Raw genomic sequence first — 20,144 nt, 5'->3', positions numbered from 1 at the left:
GCAGCCTTCGCGTCATGATCGATGACGTGAGGGTATTCGAGGCACATCGGAAGCCGGAACGATGCCGGCTGGATGGACGCGAGCTTCGTGCCGTCGTCGGAAGTGCGATTGTCAGCACGTTCGCGAGCGTTAGGCCGGTCGCATAAAGGCTCGTCTCTCGGTTACGGCGATCCGGCTATGGTCCGAAGCAGGGCCGACACGTCGTCGATCACATGATGGTTCCGAGCCGCCCACAACCTGCGGAGCAGTGCTTCCTCTATGAAGTCGTCGTACTTTGCCGAACGCAGATTTCCGACGAAGGCAGAAAGATCCTCCGCAGACGGGCAGACGTCGACCGACTGGAGTACACGACGCAGTTCGGCAGGATCGATGTCCAGCACGGTCACCCCTGCATCGTGAACCGCCGCTTCGAGACCCGCCCCCGTGAGCAGGATGGCGAAGACGCCGTTCACCGCCGAGCCCCGCCAGGTGAGGACTAGCGTATCCCGACCTGAGGGGACCATCGTCTTCCGTTCCAGACCAAGAGCTGCGAAGGACGCCCGGCCTTGTGACAGGAAGCCTCGGGCAGTCGGATCCAGATAGGCCGGGGCGTCGTCGTCTCCGAGGACCTCCCGCATCATGGCGACGACACGGTCATGCAGCGGTTCGTTCGCCGGCCGATCGAAGCGGGGGAGCTTCCCGGACCGATGCACTACCACGTCCAGCACCTTGGCCCTATCGTCCACGGTCTCGACCCGCCAGCGACGCCCGGCGAATCCGACGAGAGACCCGACGCCGAGGACGTTGGTGATGGGCAGGGTGCCGAGGGTCCGACCGCCGTTCACGAGCCTCCACTCCTCGTCGCTGGAAAAGACGGCATAGAACTCGCGACCCTCGACGAGGCGCTCTCCGGCAGGGCCCAGCATGATCAGACCGTCGGGGGACTGCTCGAGCAGATCGACGCCTTCCCTCGCCGCCCCTCGCAGCAGGTCGGCGAGATCGCCACCTCGCATAGCGAGGTAGCTGTCCCTGCCGAATAGCGCCCGGTGCAGACCAGCCGGACTGATGCCGCCCTGCGAGGATATGTGGGATAGCGTCTGGTGCAGCGCGACCGTGGCGAGCGATGCATCCTCTGCGGCGGGTTCGACCCAGTTCTCCTGAAGAAGACGTATGCATGCGACCGCGCGGACGGTGTCGAGCCGAAGCCGGTCGAGCGGATCGGTGTCCGGTTCGAGCCGCTCCTCCCTGACGTAGATCCGCATGACGGCAGGATCGCCTCGGCGTCCGCTGCGGCCCAGGCGCTGCTTCAGGCCAGCCAGCGAGCGGGGTGCGCCTATCTGCGCCACGGACTTGACGCTACCCAGATCGATCCCGAGCTCGAGGGTGGTCGTCGCGACGGCAGTGGTCGGGAGGTCGCTGGCCTTCAATCGAAGCTCCAGCGTCTCGCGCAGATCCCTAGACAAGCTGCCGTGGTGCGGGAAGAACTCTTCGGGAACGGCGTCCCGTTCGCACCTTTGCCGCAGCCGGTCGGCGAGCGCTTCGACTGTGCGTCGCGATCCCCCGAACACCAGATTGTTCGATCCTCGGAGGTTCGCGAACAGGTGATCCGCTATCTGGCTCAACCCGTCCTGCGAGCCCTCTTCCGCCAGATCGTCGATCCTACTGGCCTCGGGTGGCTCTTCGTATCCGCGGATCTGGAGACGGATGCCCGGACCGCCCGAAGCGGCCTGCAGGACGACGACCGCATCCGGTCGGGGCGTGTTGATCCAGCGTCGCGCCATGTCCGCGTCGCCCAGAGTGGCGGACAATCCGATGCGGCGCGGCCTTGCCGAGGCGAGCCCGTCGAGACGTCGCAGGAGCGACGCGAGATGAAGGCCTCGGGGCCCCTGAAGGAAGGCGTGCAGCTCGTCGATGACGATCGCCTGCATCCCGCGGAAAAGCCGAGCGGCATCGGCCGGCCTGCGTAGCAGGAGCGCCTCGATGGATTCGGGCGTGATGAGAGCGACGCCGTTCGGCTGGCGAAGCAGTCGCGTCTTCGCCGCCTGTGGCGCGTCGCCGTGCCACCGGGTCAGCGGCATGTCCATCCGGTCGCAGAGCGTCTGGAGACGCCGGTGCTGGTCGTTTATCAGAGCCTTCAGAGGGCTGACGTAGAGCACCCGGAGGCCGCCCGGGCCTGCTTCGGCCGCCTTCGTCAGAAGTGGAAGGAAGGCGGCTTCGGTCTTGCCCGAGGCCGTGCCAGCCATGATGACCACATCGGCTTCGGTGCCCAGGATGGTTCCGATCGACCGATCCTGGATCTCACGCAGGCCCGACCAGCCCTGTTCTCGGATCCAGCGCTGAACCTCGCGGTGCAGCCGGTCGAAGGAGGAGACGTCAGAGCCGGAGATCGACAAGCTCGTCGTCCGCCTCGTCCTCGGACTCGTTCTCCGCATCGGGCGACACGCCGCCGAGGAGTTCGCGCCAGCTGGTTCCGCGGTTCTGCTCCAGGACCGACAGGAACTGCACGAACGCCTTGATCGTGTTCCTCGGCGTCCGGAAATAGGCCTCGCCGATACGCCTGTTGCAATGATCCATGAACGCGGTCAGCGCCTCGTCCGGCACGAGGTGCGCGTCGGCGTCTCCTAGCGCGAAGACCGTGCGGATGTTGGACAGCAGGATTAGCAGATCCTCAGGCGACAGGCTCTGCAGTCGCAGCACCGGGCCGCTGAGATCGATCCGCCCTTCCGTGGCGAAGGTGTTCTCCGCGAGACGCGACTGGAGCGCCTGGTAGCTATAGAGGCCGCGGCGGCTGTCGAGCAGGAAGTCGGGGGTCCCGCCGAACACGATTCCAAGCCCCTCGACGCTTCCCTGGAGGACGTCGTTCAGCATCCGGAGGATCTGTTCGTAGTTCTGGTTACGGGCCTGCGCGCTCTGCAGCTTGTAGAGGTTCACCATCTCGTCGAACACGACGAGCAGGCCGGCATAGCCAGCGACGCGCACGAATCCGGAGAGCAGCTTGAAGGTGTCGTAGACGTCGGCGTCGTCGATGATGCTGCGCACCGGGAGAGACTGCCGCGCCTCCGTCTTCGTCGGGTATTCCGCACGCAGCCAGCGCAGGGCCGCGGCCTTGAGCCCGTCGTCGCCGTCCTCGTGTCCCCGCCAGTAGGCCTTGATCACCGTCGCGAAGTCGTGACCACCCAGCATCTCGAGCAGCGGTGCCAGCCGACGATCGATGACCCGCTCCACGGGTGTGCCTGAGCCCTCGGCTTCGCGAACGCATTCCGTCACGAACCGCTCCACGACGCTGGGCAGAGCGCCGCCCTCGGGGCGCGTCCGGGTCGCCATGTTGCGCACGGCTTCGGCATAGAGGCCCCGGGCCTGGCCACCTGTCGCATGCAGTCGACGGTCCGGCGCGAGATCCGCGTGGACCGTGACGCACTTCCGCTCCAGCGCGATGAGGCGGACGAGGTTCAGGAAGAAGGTCTTGCCTGCGCCATACTCGCCGATCACGAACCGTGCCGCTGAACCAGCATCGGCTATCCGGTCGATGTCGCGGACGAGGGCCTCGACCTCGCGTGATCTGCCCACCTGGATGTGTCGCAGACCGACCCTGGGTACGACGCCGGCCGATAGGGCCTGCACGATGAGATCACGGTCCTTCTGTCTTATGCTGCTCAAGCGACTGCTCCAATCGGTTTGATCTGATCGACGAGGTGCGGGGCGACGGCGATCGTCTCGTCGTCCTCGATGACTGGTTCGTCGAAGGTGTCGAAACCCCACTCGTTGAGGGTCTCGATCGCTCCGTCCGGCATGAGACGCAGACGAGACGCATAGGCCTCGAAGTCTGCGCGGGTCATGGCGGCGTCCAGTATCCTCGCCAGAAGATCGGAATGGGCGGCGTCGAGGCCGAGGAACGCCGTATCCGCCGCGGGTGGGATCGCGGCTGGCGGAGCCGCATCCGGCTGCTCCTCGACGAAGATCGAGGCAAGAAGGGCGGACACCTGCGACGTCTCGCCCCGGATGCGCTCCAGTCGGGCCAGGTCGATGGAGACGACCGTGGCGCCATTCGCCTCGTCCGGGATGGGAACGAGGCTCTCGGGCTTCGCGGGCGCGACGAGCACCGGACCGACGTCTTCGATCCCACCGCGATGCAGACTTGAATAGAGGGACGAGAGCGGAAGACCGAGCGCCTGATGGAGTGCTTCGAGGAACTTGACCTCGGCCGGCTCCACCCGCCCGTCGGCCAGCACCGCCTCCACCGCCGACGACGCCAGTGCGCTTCTGGCTTCCGGGCGCACGTCCGCAAGACGCTTCAGAGCTGCCCGCACCTTGGGCGGATCGGCCGCGAGCGAGCGGCCGTACGCCATGAGCCGGCTGATCTCGTGCTCCGCGAGATCGGGAAGTCCGCGCAGCCGCCGCTCCGTCACCTCGATCTCCGAACGTACCACCTGGCCGTCGGCCGCGGCCGCCAGCATGGCCACCTCGACCAACGTACGGGCGGAGGCGTAAGCGGGCCGCTCATGCTCGACCGGGCCGCCTCTGGCGCATGGGAAGAGGGCGACGGGGGCGTCGTGACGGAGCGCGCCGCTCGGACCGTAGCGGCGATCAGGTTCGCAGCCGTGATCCAGCACGTCGAGCATCGCCCCTATCTGACGGGAGACCGTGGCGGCGACCTTCCCGCCTTCCGGTCCGAGGTCGACGTCGAGGATGTCGGCTAGCTCGCGCATCGTGGTCGTCGGCAAGGCCTCGGCGGCGGTCGCCTCTTCGAGGCGGGCACGACATGCCGACACGGAATCTCGATCCTCGCGCAGTTCGCCTGGCAGGAGCATGTCGGCCCTTATCCGGCCCCGGGCGCCCGGGTCGCGACCGATCAGCCTGCTGTAGCTAGACAGATCCTCGATGCATTCGTCGAGCATGGTCCGAAGCTGGGTCAGCGGAGCCGTCGTGTTCGAGATGTCGGGAAGCTCCTTGACGGACAGTTCGACGGTAAAGGTTCCGCTCGCCGCACGGTACGAATGCTGGATCGTCCTCTTCGGACGTCGGATCGCGAGCCCGTTCGGATATCGTCCGACGTGCCTTCTGCTCCAGAGTTCGCGAAGCTCGTCGAAGCAGCGTTCGCCTGGCGTACGTAGATACGTATCCGGGAGGGCAAGCACCCAGCGCAACGTGTCGTCAGGGCCGAACGGAACACCGTCGCGAAGTCTCTCGCCGAGCCTGATCCTGACGTCCAATGGGATCTCGAGATCGTAGTTGCGCGCGCAGCCCACGGTCGGCGGAGTCTCGTCCACCTTCTCGAAGAAGGGAGCGAGTGCCAGGAGCTTGGAGGCGTACCCGAGGAACGAGTGGTTGTCGTCGTGCAGCGCCAGGAGCCGGCGGACCTCCTTCATGATGGAGGCGGCTTCGTCCCGCGCCTCTTCGACGAAGAGGCGCTGCTCGAGACCGTAGAAGAAGACGAAGACGTAGCCGATGGGAATGGACCGGTCGGCGCGCGCTCCGTCGAGCCATCGCAGATAAGTGGCCCGTGCTCGTGGATCGAGACCGGGATATGATGGCCAGTAGCCCAGCGTCGTACCGTTCGGATCACCTCGAGGATCGACCGGGAGCGTGGGATCGATCCGAGAATGGTCACGTCGCGGCTCGAAGGATGATGGCGTGCCGTACTGCACCATGTCCGCTTCGAACCCCTGCCCGCCAGCGTGAAGCGAGGTACGATCCGCGATCCATCGAGGCGCCTCTCGCGACGACGTTCTCGTCGACGCCGAAGCGAGGACCCTGGAATTCGCCGGCGGGATGTGTCTGGGCCCTTCTGGCCGCAAGGACCGGTCTCCGTACTCCGACGCCCGTTCGCGGGTCGGTACGGAGAAGCCCCCAACGCCTGCATTGTCTCGAACCGGAGCCACCGGACCGTCGGCGGAAGCCGGTCTTGGCCGTTCGACCGCCGTTCCGGGGGAATGCTGGACGGATTCCTGTCGAAGACCCACTCGGGCAGCGGCCGGACCTGGCGCGGGCCGCGAGCGCCTCTTCTGGTACTCCAGGGCCTGGGCGAGCGTCGAGAACGAGAAGCCGCCGAAGGAGTAGCGTCCGTCGGCCGTGGCGCGGACACCCGGATCATCATCGGAGCCATTGATCCATGCATCTCCCGGAGTTCCGCTCGCGACGCCGGCGGAGCTCCGGGAGGTAGGCCGTGAAGGGGGCGACGGAGCGGCCGTAGTGCCGGGCGTCTCAGGGGTTCGACTACCCGCCCCGGCCCCCTGGCGCGAACGTCGCTCCCTGTATTCAAGGGCCTGCGTACGCGTAGCGAAGGAGAAACCGCCGACGACGTAGCGTCCTTCGGCGTTCGGGGGCATGTCGGCTTCGACGCCGGGGGGGTCGATCGCTGCGAGGTCCGCGTCGGCAGATGCTATGGATTGCGGTTCGTGTTCATCCGCAGTGGACACCGTGACGTTCGACGCTGCAGACATGGCGATCGGGATCGCCGTGATCGGATGGGCTCCCTGAAACGGAGCCGGCTTGTCTCGTGACGGCTCGGCAGGGTTCGTCGACGGATGGGCGACGTCCGCCGTCGTCGACGCAGGGAAACGACCACCTTCCGGTACGGATACGGAATTTTCCGTCGCATCCGGCGCCATCCCAAATCGTCGCGCGAGACGCGCGAGCCAACCGCCCAGACCTGCCATGCGTCCCCCTCGAGAATTGCATGCTGTAGCAGAACGTCGAGGAATTCCAGTCACCTTCACCGTGACAGAAACGGATTTATCCGGGCTTGCCGGTGACCATCTCCGAATGGGGGCATCGATCTACCAGCATGACGTTCGTCTGGCGTGACGAGGCGACCCCGGCAAGGCTCGGAGGTCTTGTGCGGAGCGGTCGACGAGCATTCCGGTGGTGCCGATCGCGTCGGCGGCCGGCACGATCGGCACCACCGGACGTCGGCTTCGAACGCCCGGAACACGTAGGCGCGGCCCTAGAGGCTGTTATGAACCTGCGGCGATGTGATGGCCTGCTTCATCATGAGGCAGGCGAAGGCAACGACGTGAAGTCACGCGGGTGTTTCGGCATAGCGTTCGTAATCTTTCACGAAGGAGCGGAAGCGTGTGCCCCATGCGAAGGACCGCTCGACGCCCTCCGCCCGCCTTCCAACGATGCTTCGCATCGCCCGAAACTTCTTGGCAGGCTCCGTCCAGCGTCGCGGCAGGAGTACGAAACCACGCTTGGCTTCTGGCAGCTTGACGGCTTTGAGGGCGCTGCCATGTTTTGCAGCGACGTTGACGGCGCGCTTGCCGGTATAGCCCTGATCGACCCAGGCATGCTCGACGGCATGGGCCTCGACTAGCCGTCGGACGCCACGGGATCGCGCAGTCCGGTAGCCTTGTCGAAATCCGGCAGCCGTGGACATGCGGCGATGCCGGACCTGTACGTCGATTGCTTCGATGAGGAGGCGGTCATGGCGGCCGAACCGGGGCGGGTGGAACGGGCTTTCGTCAGATAACATTCGGTTCGAACAGCCCAAACGCTCCTTCGTCACATTCCAAGGCACCAGATTCATTTCTGTGTTTCTGGAAGGGTTGTATCATCACTCGATGAGTCCTATCTATCGTCGGTCGGTCAGGCCGAAGTCCAGACAGACACAGGCTGCGCAGCCAGCGCACTCCAGGAGTAATGGACCATGCGACACGCATTCGACATCACCGAGACCGCTTCCCCCATCCTGCGTTCCATCGACACCATGCCGGATCCTCTCGATCCTGACAGTTTGAACGACTTCCCCGTCGTCACCACGCGACGCCGCCTCACCCGTCTGGCTCTCGTGGCCGCCGAGACCGGCGCCCGGTTCCAGCGCGACGGCGTCGAACACGATCCGATGGCATGGCTTCTGGCCCCACGGGACATCTTCGATGGCATGGACGCCATCGATGCGGCGGCCGAGCTGCGGCATTGCACGCGCGCCCTCGTGCTCCATGGTCTCGGCATGGGTCTTGATGCCGATCCCGCGTTGATCGACCGTCTCTGCTCGGACGAGGCCGCCGAGGAGGGCCCCCTCCCCCCTTCTGATCCATAAGGTCCTTCAACGCCGCCGTCGTGGGAACGCAACCGATCGAAGGTGCTTCCATGCCGCAGAGGCCTGACGACGGTGGCGTTGCCGAACTTCGTCCAATCACCGCGTCCGGACGAGACCCCATGTCCCGCGGTGCCGCCCGGCCACGGTACCCGATCGGCGGCACGGCGGATTGACGTTCCGAACCGCATGGGTCCGGCCGGGCTCCCGCATGACGCGAGGCGCCCTCGTCACCTGTGACTGCATAGAGCGAGGAATTCCGAAATGCCTTTTCATCCGTGCGGAGGCCGTGAGGACGTCTCCCTGCCCGCTCTGGTCCAGGAGACGGTAATGCTCAAGGAGCATGCCTCGGGCCTCCGGGGCCGTTGTCCGGCACATCGCGATCCATCGCGCAGTCTGTACGTCTCCACCGTGCTCGACCGTTTCCATTGCTTCGGCTGCGGGGCAGGCGGGGATGCGGTGAGATGGATCATGATGCGCGACCGCATCGACCGGGGATCTGCCGAGGTGCGTCTTGCTCGCTGGCGGGCAGGCGGAAGCTCCGGACATCGATGATCGGCTCGAGGCAGGGGAATAACCGATTTTCTCTTCACCGCGCCCGAGCCGCAACGGTGGCGCGCCGGTCCTTGGTAACGACGTGCGTCGTCGGGATCGGGTGGCACCAAGGTCGGAAGGTGGGGGCGATGTTCCACCTCATGGACGTGGATCGCGACTTCAGGGCCCGGACCCGGCGGCTACCCTGACGGCCAGGGCCTCCACGTCGGCTGCGCTTCCCTCGACCACGAGGTCCACGTCGGACTTGAACGGCGCCCGTCCGCCGCGGGCCAGGTCGCGGACAAGACCGCCCACCATCCCGATCCGATCGAACGAACCGAAATGCTCGTCCAGAAGGCTGCGCAGCAGCGCCGCTTCGGTCGACCGGTTGGTCCACACGAATGCGTCCAGGCGCCTCTTCAGGCCATGCACGTCCGTCGCGACCATCGTCACAGGGGCACCTGCTGGAGATCACGCCAGACGTCCGTGGCGAAGCCGTCGGTCATTCCCGAGATCATGTCCGTAAGCAGCCTCAGTTCATGGTAGCGGCCGACACGGCCCGTGGCGCCCCCCGACGCCTTCGCCTCGCGGCACGCGGACTCGAGATAGTTCGGACTGATCAGCGACAGGGCATACCGGTCTTGCGCCTCCTGTCGCTTCGACATCAGCTTCGTCGCGTCCTTCCTGTTGTGGATCGCGCTCCAGAACACGGTTATCAGCCCGTCGATTGCCGCCGCACCGAACGCTTCGGACCTGAGTACGGCTGGATTGGCGAAGCCGTAGCGGCCCGCGATGTCCTTCAGCGTGTCACACAGCGCGTTGTTATCCATCAGGGGAAGAATCATCTCGTACCTCTCGATCCGGTCGGCCTGTGCCGCATAGGCCCCGCCCGCGTCGTCGATCAGCGCCTTGATCATGTACGCCCGCACGTACTGCTCCTTGATGTCCCGCCTGATCTCGGCGCGTCGGGCGTCCCTGTTTATCTCGTCGAACTTGACCTCGAGCGCCTTAACCGTTGGAAGATCGGCGACCAGAGCCGTATGCTTCAGCACGACGAGCACGTCGTCCGGCGAGATGATGCCCTTCTTCAGGAGGTCGTCGACGTCCAGGACCGAATAGGCGATGTCGTCGCATGCCTCCATGATCCATGTGAGCGGATGGCGCTGCCCCTCGGCCAGACCGGCCCTGGGCCGGATCCATTCCACGACGTCGCGCTCGGACTCGAAGTAGCCCGCCTTCTTGACCGCTGCATTGTCCTTGGAGGCGTGTCTCGCGTCGACCGGATACTTGAGCGACGCCGTCAAGGTCGCGGCCGTCAGGTCGAGGCCGACATGGTGATGGGAGGTCTGTAGCCTGGTGACGATGCGCAGCGTCTGCGGATTTCCGTCGAACGAAGTGAACTCGGCTCGCTGGCGACCGTTCACGGGGTCCTCGAGCGTCTCCGATCGCCTGTCGTCGACGTGCGTGAAGATCCATTCGCGCCGCCGTTCGAACCACCGACAGATCGCCGCTTCGCCCTGATGTCCGAACGGCGGGTTTCCGAGATCGTGCGCCAGCCCGATGGCGGAGAGGATGGGCTGAACCGTCTCGTGCAGATCCATCCCGCCGAAGGCGCCGTCACCGATCCTGCCCGCCACGCGGGTGCCGATGGACCGGGCGAGGTTCGACACTTAGTGCGAGTGGGTAAGGCGGGTCCGCACGCCGTCGTTGGCATCCATCGGCCAGACCTGGATCTTGTCCGACATTCGCCTGACCGGAGAGGAGAAGAGCAGACGATCGTAGTCCTGCTGGAACACCGACCTCATGCCGGGCTCCTCGGCCGCATCCGCCGGCCGGGGTTCACGCGCCTTGCGTCGTTCGTCCGACCAGATGGTCGGCCTGCTGGCTTCCTTCGTCATCGTTCCTCTTTCGGCCGGTTTGGATCATCAGGGAAGACCCTAGTATCGCGAACCCGTCACGCCGGTGGCGGACGGCGCGTTCGGATCGCAGATCGACAGGCACGTCGCCGCAGTCCCGTTCCCTCTGCCGGGCGTTCGTGACGGCCGTCCTCCACGAACGTCGGAGCGATCCCGGGAGACGGTCGGTCCGCACGACCTCGACGCGTGCCTCATGGCGGCGGCGGGATGCCGGATTCCTCCGCAGGTCACGTGGGCATATGCAAACCATGCCGCACGCCATACGGACGGGACGGAGCGTGCAGGCGATAGAGGGGGCACCATGTCAGTCGAAGCCGTGAACGCCTCCGCGCGGATCACCCCACGCCAGCGCGAATGTCTCGAATGGGTTCGGAAGGGCTACGAGACCAAGGAGATCGCCCGGGTCCTCCAGCTGTCCCCTGATACGATCGATATGCACGTGAAGAACGCCATGCAGCGCCTGGGAGCCGCCAGTCGTCGCGAGGCGGCCCGCATGGCCTTTCCGGAGACGGATGCGGACCCCCACCAGTCGTCGGTGCACCAGTCAGTGGCAATCCCCGGCCCCGCCGACGTAAGCGATGACGGTGGTCCGGACCAGGAGGGCTTCGGACAGGACGGGCGGGCCAGCAGGCCAAGGCTCGGACTGCCGTATCCGAGTGGAGACGAACAGACCAACGAGTTGTCCAATGCTCAGCGGCTGTTCTGGATTCTCGCTCTTGGCTTCGGTGCGGCAGTCGGCTTCGGGGTCGTGGTGAACAGCCTCTAGAGCCTCAGCAGGCTGATCTAGCCGCATCCTTGAACGACTGGACGAAAGGCCTCGGCGTCACGCAGCCGCACTATAGCAAGATCGTCGGCGGCGTCGTGCCTCTGACGCCGCAGAGAGCCGCGGTCGTCGAAGCATGGCTTGAAGGAGCAGTCCGTCGCGACGCGCCGCCGCCGGTATCGGACAGGGCCATGAGGATCAGACGGATCGCCGGTTCGATCCAGGTACAGCTGCGGGAGCTGACGGACCTTCTGACGTCGGAGGGTGCCCGTAGCAGAAGACCGGTAAAGCGCGCGGGCAAGCGGGAGAAGATCGTGAAAGACTGATCAAGCCGACATCCAGGCCCTTGGCCGGGCTGGAGTGGCGGCTGTGCAATAGGCCGCTACCGGCATCGCGGAAACCGCCGCATCGCTGGCGCGATAGGCCTACAGATGGTGTCGCCTTGCCGTCACGTACGACCAGCTGCCCCCCCCCTGCCGGCGGCGTTCTGCCATCTGCCAGAACCAGCATGAAGATCGAATGGTAACTTGTGAAAGCGAGCGCGCAAAGCGATCAGCGACCGGCTAGCATCTGCTAGCGCTCCGTCGTCGTGATCGCCTCCCTGGCCGTAGCCATACTGGTTGGAGGCCGACCGCCTGTTCGACAACCGCAGGACGATGACGGCTGGCACGGAATGAATTCCATGCTAGCCTTCGGTGCGAAAGGGGTGTTGCCCCATGCTCCATGCATTGAATGGCCGGAAGGCGCGCCTGGGCGCATTCAGAGGTGCAGGAACCCGCGTGCCGATCGAGGACGTCGTCACGTCGACGATCTTCGGCCCGCTCGGGTTCATGTCGCCAGAAGACCGCCGCACCGCCGTCGCCTGTCTTCACGAGGCGTTCGCGATACGGCAGCCCTCGTCGACCGGTGACGTCCAGCTTCGCTTCTGGCCTAGACTGCCACTCGCGCATGACGCGTTGCGCGCTAGATACGTGGAGCCGGACCTCGTCCTTACCGATGCTGACGGAGCGGTCCTGGTCATCGAGATCAAATGGGGCGCGCCGCTGGGCAAGCACGAACTGGCGGCACAGTGGGAGGCGCTCTCCCCTTCGGAACGTCGTCGGTCGTCCCATCTGCTGCTCGTGCACGAGACCGAGCAGTACCGGGAAGCCGTGGAGATCGATGCGGCGCTTCTCGAACGGCGCGGACTGTCGCCATGGCGCCCAGTCGTGCGCAGCTGGCGGTCGCTGACCGCCCTGCCCCTTGCCGCCGCGAGCCAGGGGAGATCGGAAGCGGTCCGGCTCTGGGCCACCGCGGTCGCAGACCTCGTGAGGCGCGAGCATCGCTTCTCGATGCACGGCTGGGATCAGATCGGCCTTCGTGCCGTCGAAGAGCTCGACTGGCGCTACGTCCAGCCCTGGTTCGGTGTTCGGTCTGGCGTTTCGGAACTTCGGGGATGGTGGAATGACGAGTGAGGATGACGTCCTATGGCGGAGCTTCGCCAATGCGTGTCGGGCGGGCGAGGAGATCGATTCGCTGGTCGCGGCCCTTCGTGAGGTCCTCGCGGACGGCGGTCTCGGCAGCCTGCGGGCCGACGTCGACACGGAGGAGGAATACGATCACGAGACCGGTCAGGGCTGGGCTCATGGCTACTGCCTCTACAGCTTCAAGGTCGTGCCAGCGCGTGGACGAGCAGTGAACCGTGGGTGGATATCGTTCGGGATCAGCTTCTGGCGAGCCGAGGACGAGCGCGGCGACGGCTGGCCAGGAGCGCGGGTCGCCAAGCTCTACGTCGGCTACTCCCCTCCAAAGGCCGAGGGGTGGTCGACGGAGAACCTCGTCCTCGATGGCACGGGGCAGTCACTCGACGTCGCCCCCATGACGGAACGCCGGTGGCGGGGTACGGGCCCGGGCGGCATGTCGGAGGCGTGGTTCTTCTGCCTGCGCCTAGTCGACCTGCACAGCCGCGCGGATCTGGAGCGCGAGGTGGCGACGCCTCTTCGTCTGCTGCTGGATGGCCGCCCCGAGGCGCGCGCGTTCGCCAGCTCCATGGCGTTGCTGTTGCCCTCGGCGGCTTCGGCCTGATCGCAAGCGCTCAGGCCTCCACGACCGGATCGCGACGGCCTACCTGTTGGAATGGACCGAACGGATGCCCGATCGGCATCGATCCTGCCTAAGGAGCCCGTGAGCAATCGGGATGGTCCCGAGGATCCTCGCCGACCTTGCGCTTGATCGCGGCGTCGGAAGATTCCATCATCCGGGCCATGAGAGGAACGAGCCGTTGAATGATACCCCGAAATCGGAGGAGTATGCTCTAGGCGTCAGGGATGCCATGTTCCTCATAGTGCCGCTGCCCGCCAAGATTTACCTGAAGGCTGAAGTTGCCGAAGCGATCGCCCGCGACAAGATGGAGCAGATATTCCGGCTTCGGGCGCAGATGATCAACATCGCGTTGAAGAAGAAGAAGCCGGACTGGCACGTCGACCCGGACTTCCATGGTGCCAGGCCGGACAGCCTCCTCGCGCGGACGTATCTGACCACCGGATGGAAGTACAAGCATCGGGTCATACGCAACACTACGTCGCCAGCGGTGCGCGACGAGGTCACCTCCATGCACCTTCCACGCTACGTCTGGGTGACCAAATTCTCGCTTGCCCAGGACGCCGCGGATCCCGATCCCTGCAGGCAACGCGTTCGTGGACATGTCCTGATAGATGCTACCGGCAATCGCTTCGACGACGATGCCGTCCTGCTTGCGCACGTACCCGGTCTGCTGATGGGGGAGCGTTCAGATGTCGACCCTGCGAATGACGGGGGTGCGACGCGGCTACGCGCCATTCCTGACGATCAGACGTACTACCCGAAGGTCAGAGGCTGGTATGACTTCACCCAATGTGTCGTAGCCCGGCCCGGTTTCGATAGTTGACGACAGGCTCGACGCCGTCCGTGTCCCGTGCCCATCGGGCGTTTCCCTTTCTGCTCCCCACTGCCGACGTCTGCACCATGCTCGCATGAGGAAGCTCGGCCGGTGCGGAAAGGTCACTTGGCTCCATCCAACGGTCGATGCCAAGGAGGACTGGACGAGACGTTTCTCCAGGCAGGGTATCCGTATTCGCATGGGGCGGCGCGCTATCGGTTGCGGTCGGCCCACATGGCCATGCGACGAGTTCAGGCCATCAGTCCAGCTCGACGTCGGCAGCCGTCAGCAGGATCGGAGGCTCGCCCCCCAGCCGCTTCACGAACTCGAGCTGCGCGATGCGGTGGATGTCGCTTTCGAATTCCGCGAAGACCTCCAGGGCCGTCTCGACATCCAGGATTTCGAAGTCGGGATTGAGCATCTGCGCCAGTGCCGCGCTGGTGATGAGGAATTCGACTTCGCCTAGGTCGGTCGTGCCGACGAAGCCGACGCTATCCCGGTCCGGGACCCAGTAGTTTCCGCCTAATTCGAAACGTACGCTGCGACGAGCCATGCCGATTGCCTTCCGCTGCGGCACTCCTGCCGACCGATCCGGAGTACCGAGGTACCCCATTCGAAGCCACCGACCAATCCTACGACGAACGTCGTCGAAGCATTCAGAAACGGGAATGCGGTCATGCCGGACTCGACATTCGGGTCCGTCGGGGCCGTTCGGTGCCGCTCGCGTCGTTGACGGACCAGATGACGAAGTCCACCGGCGTTGCCAAGCCGCCATGCCGTGGACTTCTGCTTCCATGGCGAACTGGCGACCCGGCCACGGATGCCTTTCGACGATGGTCACGCACGTCTGGGCGATATGACCTGGCCTGCCAACGGGTCCGTGCTTGACGTTCCGCTATGCGAAAGATGGGAAAGCACCGGAACCTCGGCGACCGCGTGGCGAACCAGCCGGGCCAAACCTGCACGCATCTGCGCCTCGATCTCATGCTGCAACGACGCCCCACCCCTCAGCTCGCCAAGGACGCTGCAGAGCGCCATCCGGAATATCGCCACCGTATCCATGATGATCCCGGCAGCGGCACGCTCGTGGCTGGACGTATAGTAGTCGTCCAGCTTCTCCTCGGGCGCACGGATGTCGCATCTGATGCCTGCTTCGTCGCAGGCCCTGACGAAACCATGACCGTGACGCGCTCCTCTCGACAGGCTGACCAGACCCGCCGCCTGCGGCTTCGCGCAGAGCGAGGCCAGCGGACGGTCCTTCATATGGGACACCGCCCCGAAGCCCTCGACACGGAGATCCCAGCCGACGCAAGGCCGCGGCGGCATGTTGAGTACTGCCCATCGCCTGAGAAGGCTTGCTCTCTCTCCATAGGTGCGGATGCGCACTGCGAGATCCAGTCCTGTCTGGTCCGGCGCGTCCGGATCATATGACAGAAAGCCCATCGCGGTCGGCTGACGCGACCAGTCGAAATTCGATGCGAATTGGGGAAGCTGAACGGTCGTCACGGCGAGAGCCGAGAACGCGCTGAGGCGGGTCACCTGGGCGTTCCATCGAGAATGCCGAGAACCGGCACGTCGCGTCTGTCCAGCGTGCCAAGCCGGGGCGCCACGTCCGAATGGAGCGTGCTGGTCAGCCGGAGCATGAGCCTCACGGCACGTCCCTCGTCGGTGAGACGCACCTTGTGCAGCGGATGCAGGACATAGGTGCAGAGCCGTTGCGAGGAGAGCCAGCACATGTAGTGCTGCCAGTACCCTTCGTACCCGATCACGTTCCTGGCGGCTGTGGCGTGAACCAGCTCGGCCCCGGTCGTATGAAGCGTGTCGAGGACCGCCAGTAGGAGATCGAGATGTTCGCGAGCGTTCTGGACCGCGCCCATCTTCAGCCTCTCGAACCAGAAGTACCCTCTTAGATCTCCCGGAAAGTGCTCGGCCTCGTCATGGACGAGCCAGCCGCCCAGATTCGGAACAGACGTCAGGTGCTGGCCCCAGGGCACTTCCGGATCGAAGGGCTCCGTGGGCATCACCCAGTTCCAGTTGGGGGCGTCGTCGCTCATGGTCCGGATCCTCCTATTCTCTGGACCGCATATTTGAGGTGATGACGGACGAAGGGCCAGCACGGACGCGGCGCACTCCGATGCCATATGAGGCGCAGCCCGGTTGTTTCCTCGTTCAGGTCTGCACAGGCCGCTCGCATTCGCCGCCGTCCGGCGGGGAAGGCGATCACCGGAACGATGCCGTCTCGTAGGATTGCGAGGGAATCGCCAACCAATAGGATGCTGGCATTTGGCGGACCGATGTGCATGACGGAGCCGTGGTGGGATCGACCGCAGCGATGTCCATGCTCGAGCTGCACGAGAGACGGACTGCCGGCCGCTACGTTGCTGGCGAAGACGGAAGGCGGCTCCGCTGCGGCGGATCGTAGGACGCCATCGGTGGCTGGCTCGACGTATACGGCCAGTCACCTAGGACGCGATGCCGATGGTCGTCAGCGCCTCCGGCGGCGTGAGGACGGCCATTTGCGACTGCCGTCCCTTATCTTCAGACAGTCACGGCGGAAGGTCTCGTAGCAGAAGGACGGAAGCGGGGTGTCGGGCTTGCCAGGGGAGCCGTGGCGACCGGCATTGACGACCTCGAGCTCGTCCAGGGCAAGACGATACCCGTCCCGCATCCGCCCACCGGACGCGTCGACCCGGATGGCGTGACGTATCCGGAGTCGGCGCGCGTCGCGTCTCGCGCTCGTGAGACGGCCGCCGCCAGCTTCAACCGCCTTGCCGCCCGGTGACCGGCGTGAGGAACGCTCGGTCCGCCAGCGCTTCACCGTGACGGGGTTGGCCGGATCGCCGAAGCGCACCTGATGTGCTTCCGACCAGTGGGTGTGAAGAGCGATGGCGATCGCCTTCTTGCCGTTCGGAACGTCGAGGGCATCGAGCAGGTCACAGTGGGCATTCAACCTGTCCGAGGCGTCGAAGCGGACCGACGCCTCGTCCTGCCCATCCCGCTCCACCGGCTTTATTCGAAGCTGCACGGAGACGACCGAGACATCATCCGCCTCGCATTCGTTGTCGATCCCAACCAACCTCATCTCGTGACTGGTCCGTAGCCCCTCCCGAAGAGCGCCGATGATCAGTCCGATGGGAACATGCTCCTCATGGAACGTGATCGTGATGCTCGGTTTGCCTTCCTGCTCTTCCATCGGCCTTTCTCCAATCCGCTGCGCACGCCTGCGATTCGGGACAGATGGGGAACAGGACTACCCTATCAAGGCGTGGTTCGAAGGGGTCGCGGATGACTGGCCCTTCGAACCGGCCGTCCGAAGCGATGCCGGCATTGAAGACATCCGGCCGAGTGTAGGTAGTTCCGCATGCCAGGCCTTGTCGTCATGCCCCTATGCCTGCCGAGTGGTACGACCTCGGCGAGCTTCCGGGTCGGATCGCATGGTCGAATTCAGAACGACGTCCAGTCGTCGTTACCACGTCCCCTTGTCGGAATGTCGGCGACGGGTAGCCGCCTTGCTGGCGAGATATAGGCTTCCGGCCTGATGTAGTCGGGCTTGCCCGATGCTGTGCCATGTCCCGTCATAGCGTTCTGACCGACCTTGAAGCGACTGGCATGGTCGGCGAGACTGGCGACCTCGCTGGCCAGATTGCGTGCGGCGGCGGAGGTTTCCTCGACCATCGCGGCATTCTGCTGGGTCGACTGGTCCATCGTTCCGATCGCGACCGAGATCTGCGTGATCGCCGCCGACTGCGCCTGGTTGTCCGCCGCCATCGTCGCCAGCAGTTCGTGCACCTGCGTCACGTCGCCCGAGATGTCGGCAAGCGCACCATCGACCTTGGTCACCGCCTCGACCGCGGTGACGATATCGGTCTGCGTCACCGTCAACTGGTCACGGGCGCGCTTGGCTTCCTCTTCGGCACGCATCGCCAGCGCCGACACCAGATCGGCGACGACCGCGAAGCCACGTCCGGCATCCCCTGCCCGACCCGCCTCGACCGCGGCGTTCATCGCCAGCACCCGGGTCTGGAACGCGATCTTGTCGAGCCCCTCGATGACGCTGTCGATGCCCTTGGCGCTGTCGCTGACGCGACCCATCGCCTGCACCGCCTCGTCCGCCACCGCCCGGCCGCCACCGACCGTGGCGATCGCCTGATCGGCGCGTTCCACCGTCCGCGTCGCCGCCGTCGCCGACGCACGCAGGCGGCCGTCCATCTGCGTCACCGAGGCGGCCGTCTCCTCCAGCGAGGCGGCGTTGCTCTCGGTACGGCGTGCGAGATCCTCGGACGCCTGCGCGATCTCGCCGGAGCCAGTACGAATGGTCGCCGCGCTCGCCGATACCGAACCGATCAGGTCGTCCAGCTTGGCCAGCGCCTCGTTGAAGTTCGCCTTCAGCGCCGCGTATTCGGCGGGGAAGTCGATGTCGATCGTCGCGGTCAGGTCCCCATTCGACAGACTGGACAGATGCGACGAGACCGTGTCGACCACCATCTTCTGTTCGGCATCGGCACGTGCCTTCGCCTGGTCGGCCGCCAGCTTGGCGAGGCCGTCCTTGCGGAACACCTGCACCGCCTGCGCCATCGCGCCGACCTCGTCGCCGCGTCCGATGCCGACGATCTCGGCGGCGTAGCGGCCGCCGGCCATGTCGGCCATCTGGCCACGAAGTCCATCGAGTGGTCCCGTGATGCTCTTGCGCGTCGCGACCATCGCGAGCCCGAGCCCGGCGATCACGCTCGCCACGGCGACCGCGATCAGGGTCATGGACGTCCGACGGTTGGAAGCCGTGAGGTCATCGGACGACGTACGGGCGAAGCCGATACGCTTATCGTTGTATGGCTTGAAGCGCGCCTTCAGCCTATCGATCAGCGTGTCGCCCGTCGCCAGCTCGCGACGGGCTGCGTCGTTCTCGTTGCGCATGCCGAACGCGACACCCCGGGCGTAGACGGCCTGTGCCGCCGACACGTCGGCGGCAAGGGCGTCGATCGTCGCCGCGGCTGCCGGATCGCCGCCTTTCGCCCTCTTCAGAGATTCGATCGCAGCCTCGAATGCAGCCGCCTGCGTCCTGGCCGCGATGCGAGCCTCGCTGGAGCCGCCGTCATAGACGAGCGTCTTGTAGGCCTGATAGCCCATGTCCGACACGGACCGGTCGGCGCGTACCAGATGCACGGTCGGTTCCATGGTACGCGATATGAGATCGCTGTACTGGGTATCGGTCACCATCAGCCGGCCGGATGCCGCCCATGCCAGACCCAGTGCGACCACCCCGATGGACAGCAGCAGCAGCGATATCTTCATGGATATCTTCATGTCGTTGAACGACTTCATCACCGATTCTCTGAGCGACCAAGAGCCTGCGCGCCTGACACGCGCATCGGCGTCAGGCCCATCCCGCTAATGTAGGATCGGTTCGATACGCCCGGGCGTATCGGACCGGTTTCGACATCCGATCAGTGGCTTGCCGACCGGATCGGCCTCAACTTGTCAGACGCGAAGGCGACAGGATGAAGAGCGACAGTGCCCGCCCGGGTTCCTCGACGACCGAACGCGATCCGTCGCCTCGGGACCTGCTTCCGATCGCGGCGAACGCGAGCTACTGCATGATCGCGTGGCCGGCTGAGCATGGTAGCCGACATAGGTGAACCCGTTCGCCCTTGAATTGCTGCACACTCAGGCGCCGGGTCCAGCGATCTGCGGGGCGGGCCGAACCGAAGGATTCATGGAAAAGGCGCGGCGGGGCGGCACGGATCGAGAGCGACCTCGACCTCGTAGACCGGCGAGATCCGCCATGCTGGCGACACTCCCCTGCCCGGTCGCCATCCTCGTGGCACCGCCGTTTCCAACGATGTCGCCGGTGCCAGCCATGACGTTAACGGCCCCAGGGGAGTAGAGGAATCGTCGCGCGGCGGAAGCGGATCGACATCCGCGGCATGGTCCGCGTGCTGACGCCTCGGTCGATACCGTTCGTGAATGGCGATGCGTCCGCGCCTGGGCGGCAGACACCGGGAACGGGGTCGCAGCGAGGACAGA

The 20,144-nt window shown here is 65.3% G+C and carries 18 protein-coding genes and 1 pseudogene; 7 read left to right on the top strand and 12 right to left on the bottom strand.

The features are described 5' to 3' along the window. Nucleotides 1-161 precede the first annotated feature (161 nt). From IFT82_RS16370 to IFT82_RS20485, 4 genes and pseudogenes are all read right to left on the bottom strand, one after another. Nucleotides 162-2,372 carry a DEAD/DEAH box helicase gene (locus IFT82_RS16370; RefSeq protein ID WP_244646857.1) on the bottom strand — a complete coding sequence of 737 codons (2,211 nt, stop codon included), beginning with the start codon at nt 2,370-2,372 and terminating at the stop codon, nt 162-164. Beyond that, on the bottom strand, nt 2,353-3,636 hold the full coding sequence (locus IFT82_RS16365) for an ATP-binding protein (protein ID WP_192128791.1): 1,284 nt from the start codon (nt 3,634-3,636) through the stop codon (nt 2,353-2,355). The genes IFT82_RS16370 and IFT82_RS16365 overlap by 20 nt, the downstream gene beginning before the upstream one ends. Further along, nucleotides 3,633-6,305 (bottom strand): TerB N-terminal domain-containing protein, encoded by a 2,673-nt coding sequence (locus IFT82_RS16360; RefSeq protein WP_274602260.1) that lies wholly within the window; start codon nt 6,303-6,305, stop codon nt 3,633-3,635. Before IFT82_RS16360 ends, IFT82_RS16365 begins: the two co-directional genes overlap by 4 nt. Before the next feature lie 695 nt (nt 6,306-7,000). Next, a pseudogene (locus IFT82_RS20485) lies at nt 7,001-7,276 on the bottom strand (hypothetical protein); the annotation flags it as partial. A gap of 348 nt (nt 7,277-7,624) precedes the next feature. Here IFT82_RS20485 and IFT82_RS16350 point away from each other — a divergent pair. Continuing rightward, nucleotides 7,625-8,017, top strand: a complete 393-nt coding sequence (locus IFT82_RS16350; RefSeq protein WP_192128787.1) for a hypothetical protein — start codon at nt 7,625-7,627, stop codon at nt 8,015-8,017. A 261-nt stretch (nt 8,018-8,278) separates the two neighbouring features. Continuing rightward, on the top strand, nt 8,279-8,569 hold the full coding sequence (locus IFT82_RS21515) for a CHC2 zinc finger domain-containing protein (RefSeq protein ID WP_446740979.1): 291 nt from the start codon (nt 8,279-8,281) through the stop codon (nt 8,567-8,569). A gap of 159 nt (nt 8,570-8,728) precedes the next feature. On the opposite strand, the gene IFT82_RS16340 is transcribed toward IFT82_RS21515, so the two are convergent. Genes IFT82_RS16340 through IFT82_RS16330 form a run of 3 tightly spaced genes read right to left on the bottom strand, consistent with a single transcriptional unit; the run spans nt 8,729 to nt 10,446 of the window. Next, nucleotides 8,729-9,001, bottom strand: coding sequence for a hypothetical protein (locus IFT82_RS16340; RefSeq protein ID WP_192128783.1), 273 nt, complete (start codon nt 8,999-9,001; stop codon nt 8,729-8,731). Further along, entirely contained in the window at nt 8,998-10,218 is a 1,221-nt protein-coding gene (gene dgt / locus IFT82_RS16335) for a dGTP triphosphohydrolase (protein WP_192128782.1), read from the bottom strand. Before dgt ends, IFT82_RS16340 begins: the two co-directional genes overlap by 4 nt. Then, the gene (locus IFT82_RS16330) at nt 10,219-10,446 is read right to left on the bottom strand and encodes a hypothetical protein (protein WP_192128779.1); all 228 of its coding nucleotides are present in this window, start codon (nt 10,444-10,446) and stop codon (nt 10,219-10,221) included. Between the two features lie 319 nt (nt 10,447-10,765). On the opposite strand from IFT82_RS16330, the gene IFT82_RS16325 reads away from it, so the two are divergent. The 5 genes from IFT82_RS16325 to IFT82_RS16305 all read left to right on the top strand — a co-directional run bounded on the left by IFT82_RS16325 (nt 10,766) and on the right by IFT82_RS16305 (nt 14,132). Beyond that, nucleotides 10,766-11,230, top strand: a complete 465-nt coding sequence (locus IFT82_RS16325; RefSeq protein ID WP_192128778.1) for a helix-turn-helix domain-containing protein — start codon at nt 10,766-10,768, stop codon at nt 11,228-11,230. 29 nt (nt 11,231-11,259) lie between these two features. Further along, complete coding sequence (locus IFT82_RS16320; protein WP_192128776.1) at nt 11,260-11,553, top strand: hypothetical protein; 294 nt, start codon at nt 11,260-11,262, stop codon at nt 11,551-11,553. A 390-nt stretch (nt 11,554-11,943) separates the two neighbouring features. Next, nucleotides 11,944-12,681 carry a hypothetical protein gene (locus IFT82_RS16315; RefSeq protein WP_192128774.1) on the top strand — a complete coding sequence of 246 codons (738 nt, stop codon included), beginning with the start codon at nt 11,944-11,946 and terminating at the stop codon, nt 12,679-12,681. After that, the gene (locus IFT82_RS16310; protein WP_192128772.1) at nt 12,671-13,291 is read left to right on the top strand and encodes a hypothetical protein; all 621 of its coding nucleotides are present in this window, start codon (nt 12,671-12,673) and stop codon (nt 13,289-13,291) included. The genes IFT82_RS16315 and IFT82_RS16310 overlap by 11 nt, the downstream gene beginning before the upstream one ends. A gap of 247 nt (nt 13,292-13,538) precedes the next feature. Further along, entirely contained in the window at nt 13,539-14,132 is a 594-nt protein-coding gene (locus IFT82_RS16305; RefSeq protein WP_192128770.1) for a hypothetical protein, read from the top strand. Nucleotides 14,133-14,382: 250 nt separating this feature from the next. Here IFT82_RS16305 and IFT82_RS16300 read toward each other — a convergent pair whose 3' ends face one another. The 5 genes from IFT82_RS16300 to IFT82_RS16280 form a co-directional block, all read right to left on the bottom strand. Beyond that, entirely contained in the window at nt 14,383-14,676 is a 294-nt protein-coding gene (locus tag IFT82_RS16300; RefSeq protein ID WP_192128768.1) for a hypothetical protein, read from the bottom strand. Between the two features lie 284 nt (nt 14,677-14,960). After that, nucleotides 14,961-15,662: a hypothetical protein gene (locus IFT82_RS16295; RefSeq protein ID WP_192128766.1), complete on the bottom strand. Its 702-nt coding sequence runs from the start codon at nt 15,660-15,662 to the stop codon at nt 14,961-14,963. Continuing rightward, entirely contained in the window at nt 15,659-16,177 is a 519-nt protein-coding gene (locus IFT82_RS16290; RefSeq protein ID WP_192128764.1) for a hypothetical protein, read from the bottom strand. The genes IFT82_RS16295 and IFT82_RS16290 overlap by 4 nt, the downstream gene beginning before the upstream one ends. Nucleotides 16,178-16,608: 431 nt before the next feature. Then, nucleotides 16,609-17,316, bottom strand: a complete 708-nt coding sequence (locus IFT82_RS16285; protein WP_192128762.1) for a hypothetical protein — start codon at nt 17,314-17,316, stop codon at nt 16,609-16,611. A gap of 251 nt (nt 17,317-17,567) precedes the next feature. Beyond that, a complete protein-coding gene (locus IFT82_RS16280; protein WP_244646856.1) occupies nt 17,568-19,412 on the bottom strand; it encodes a methyl-accepting chemotaxis protein in 1,845 nt (614 codons plus the stop codon). Between the last annotated feature and the right edge of the window lie 732 nt (nt 19,413-20,144).

It is taken from the genome of Sphingomonas sp. CFBP 8760 (genome assembly GCF_014841615.1).
Taxonomy (GTDB): Bacteria; Pseudomonadota; Alphaproteobacteria; order Sphingomonadales; family Sphingomonadaceae; genus Sphingomonas.
The sequence above is the reverse complement of the archived record's forward strand: the minus strand, read 5'-3'. Positions and strand labels throughout refer to the sequence as shown.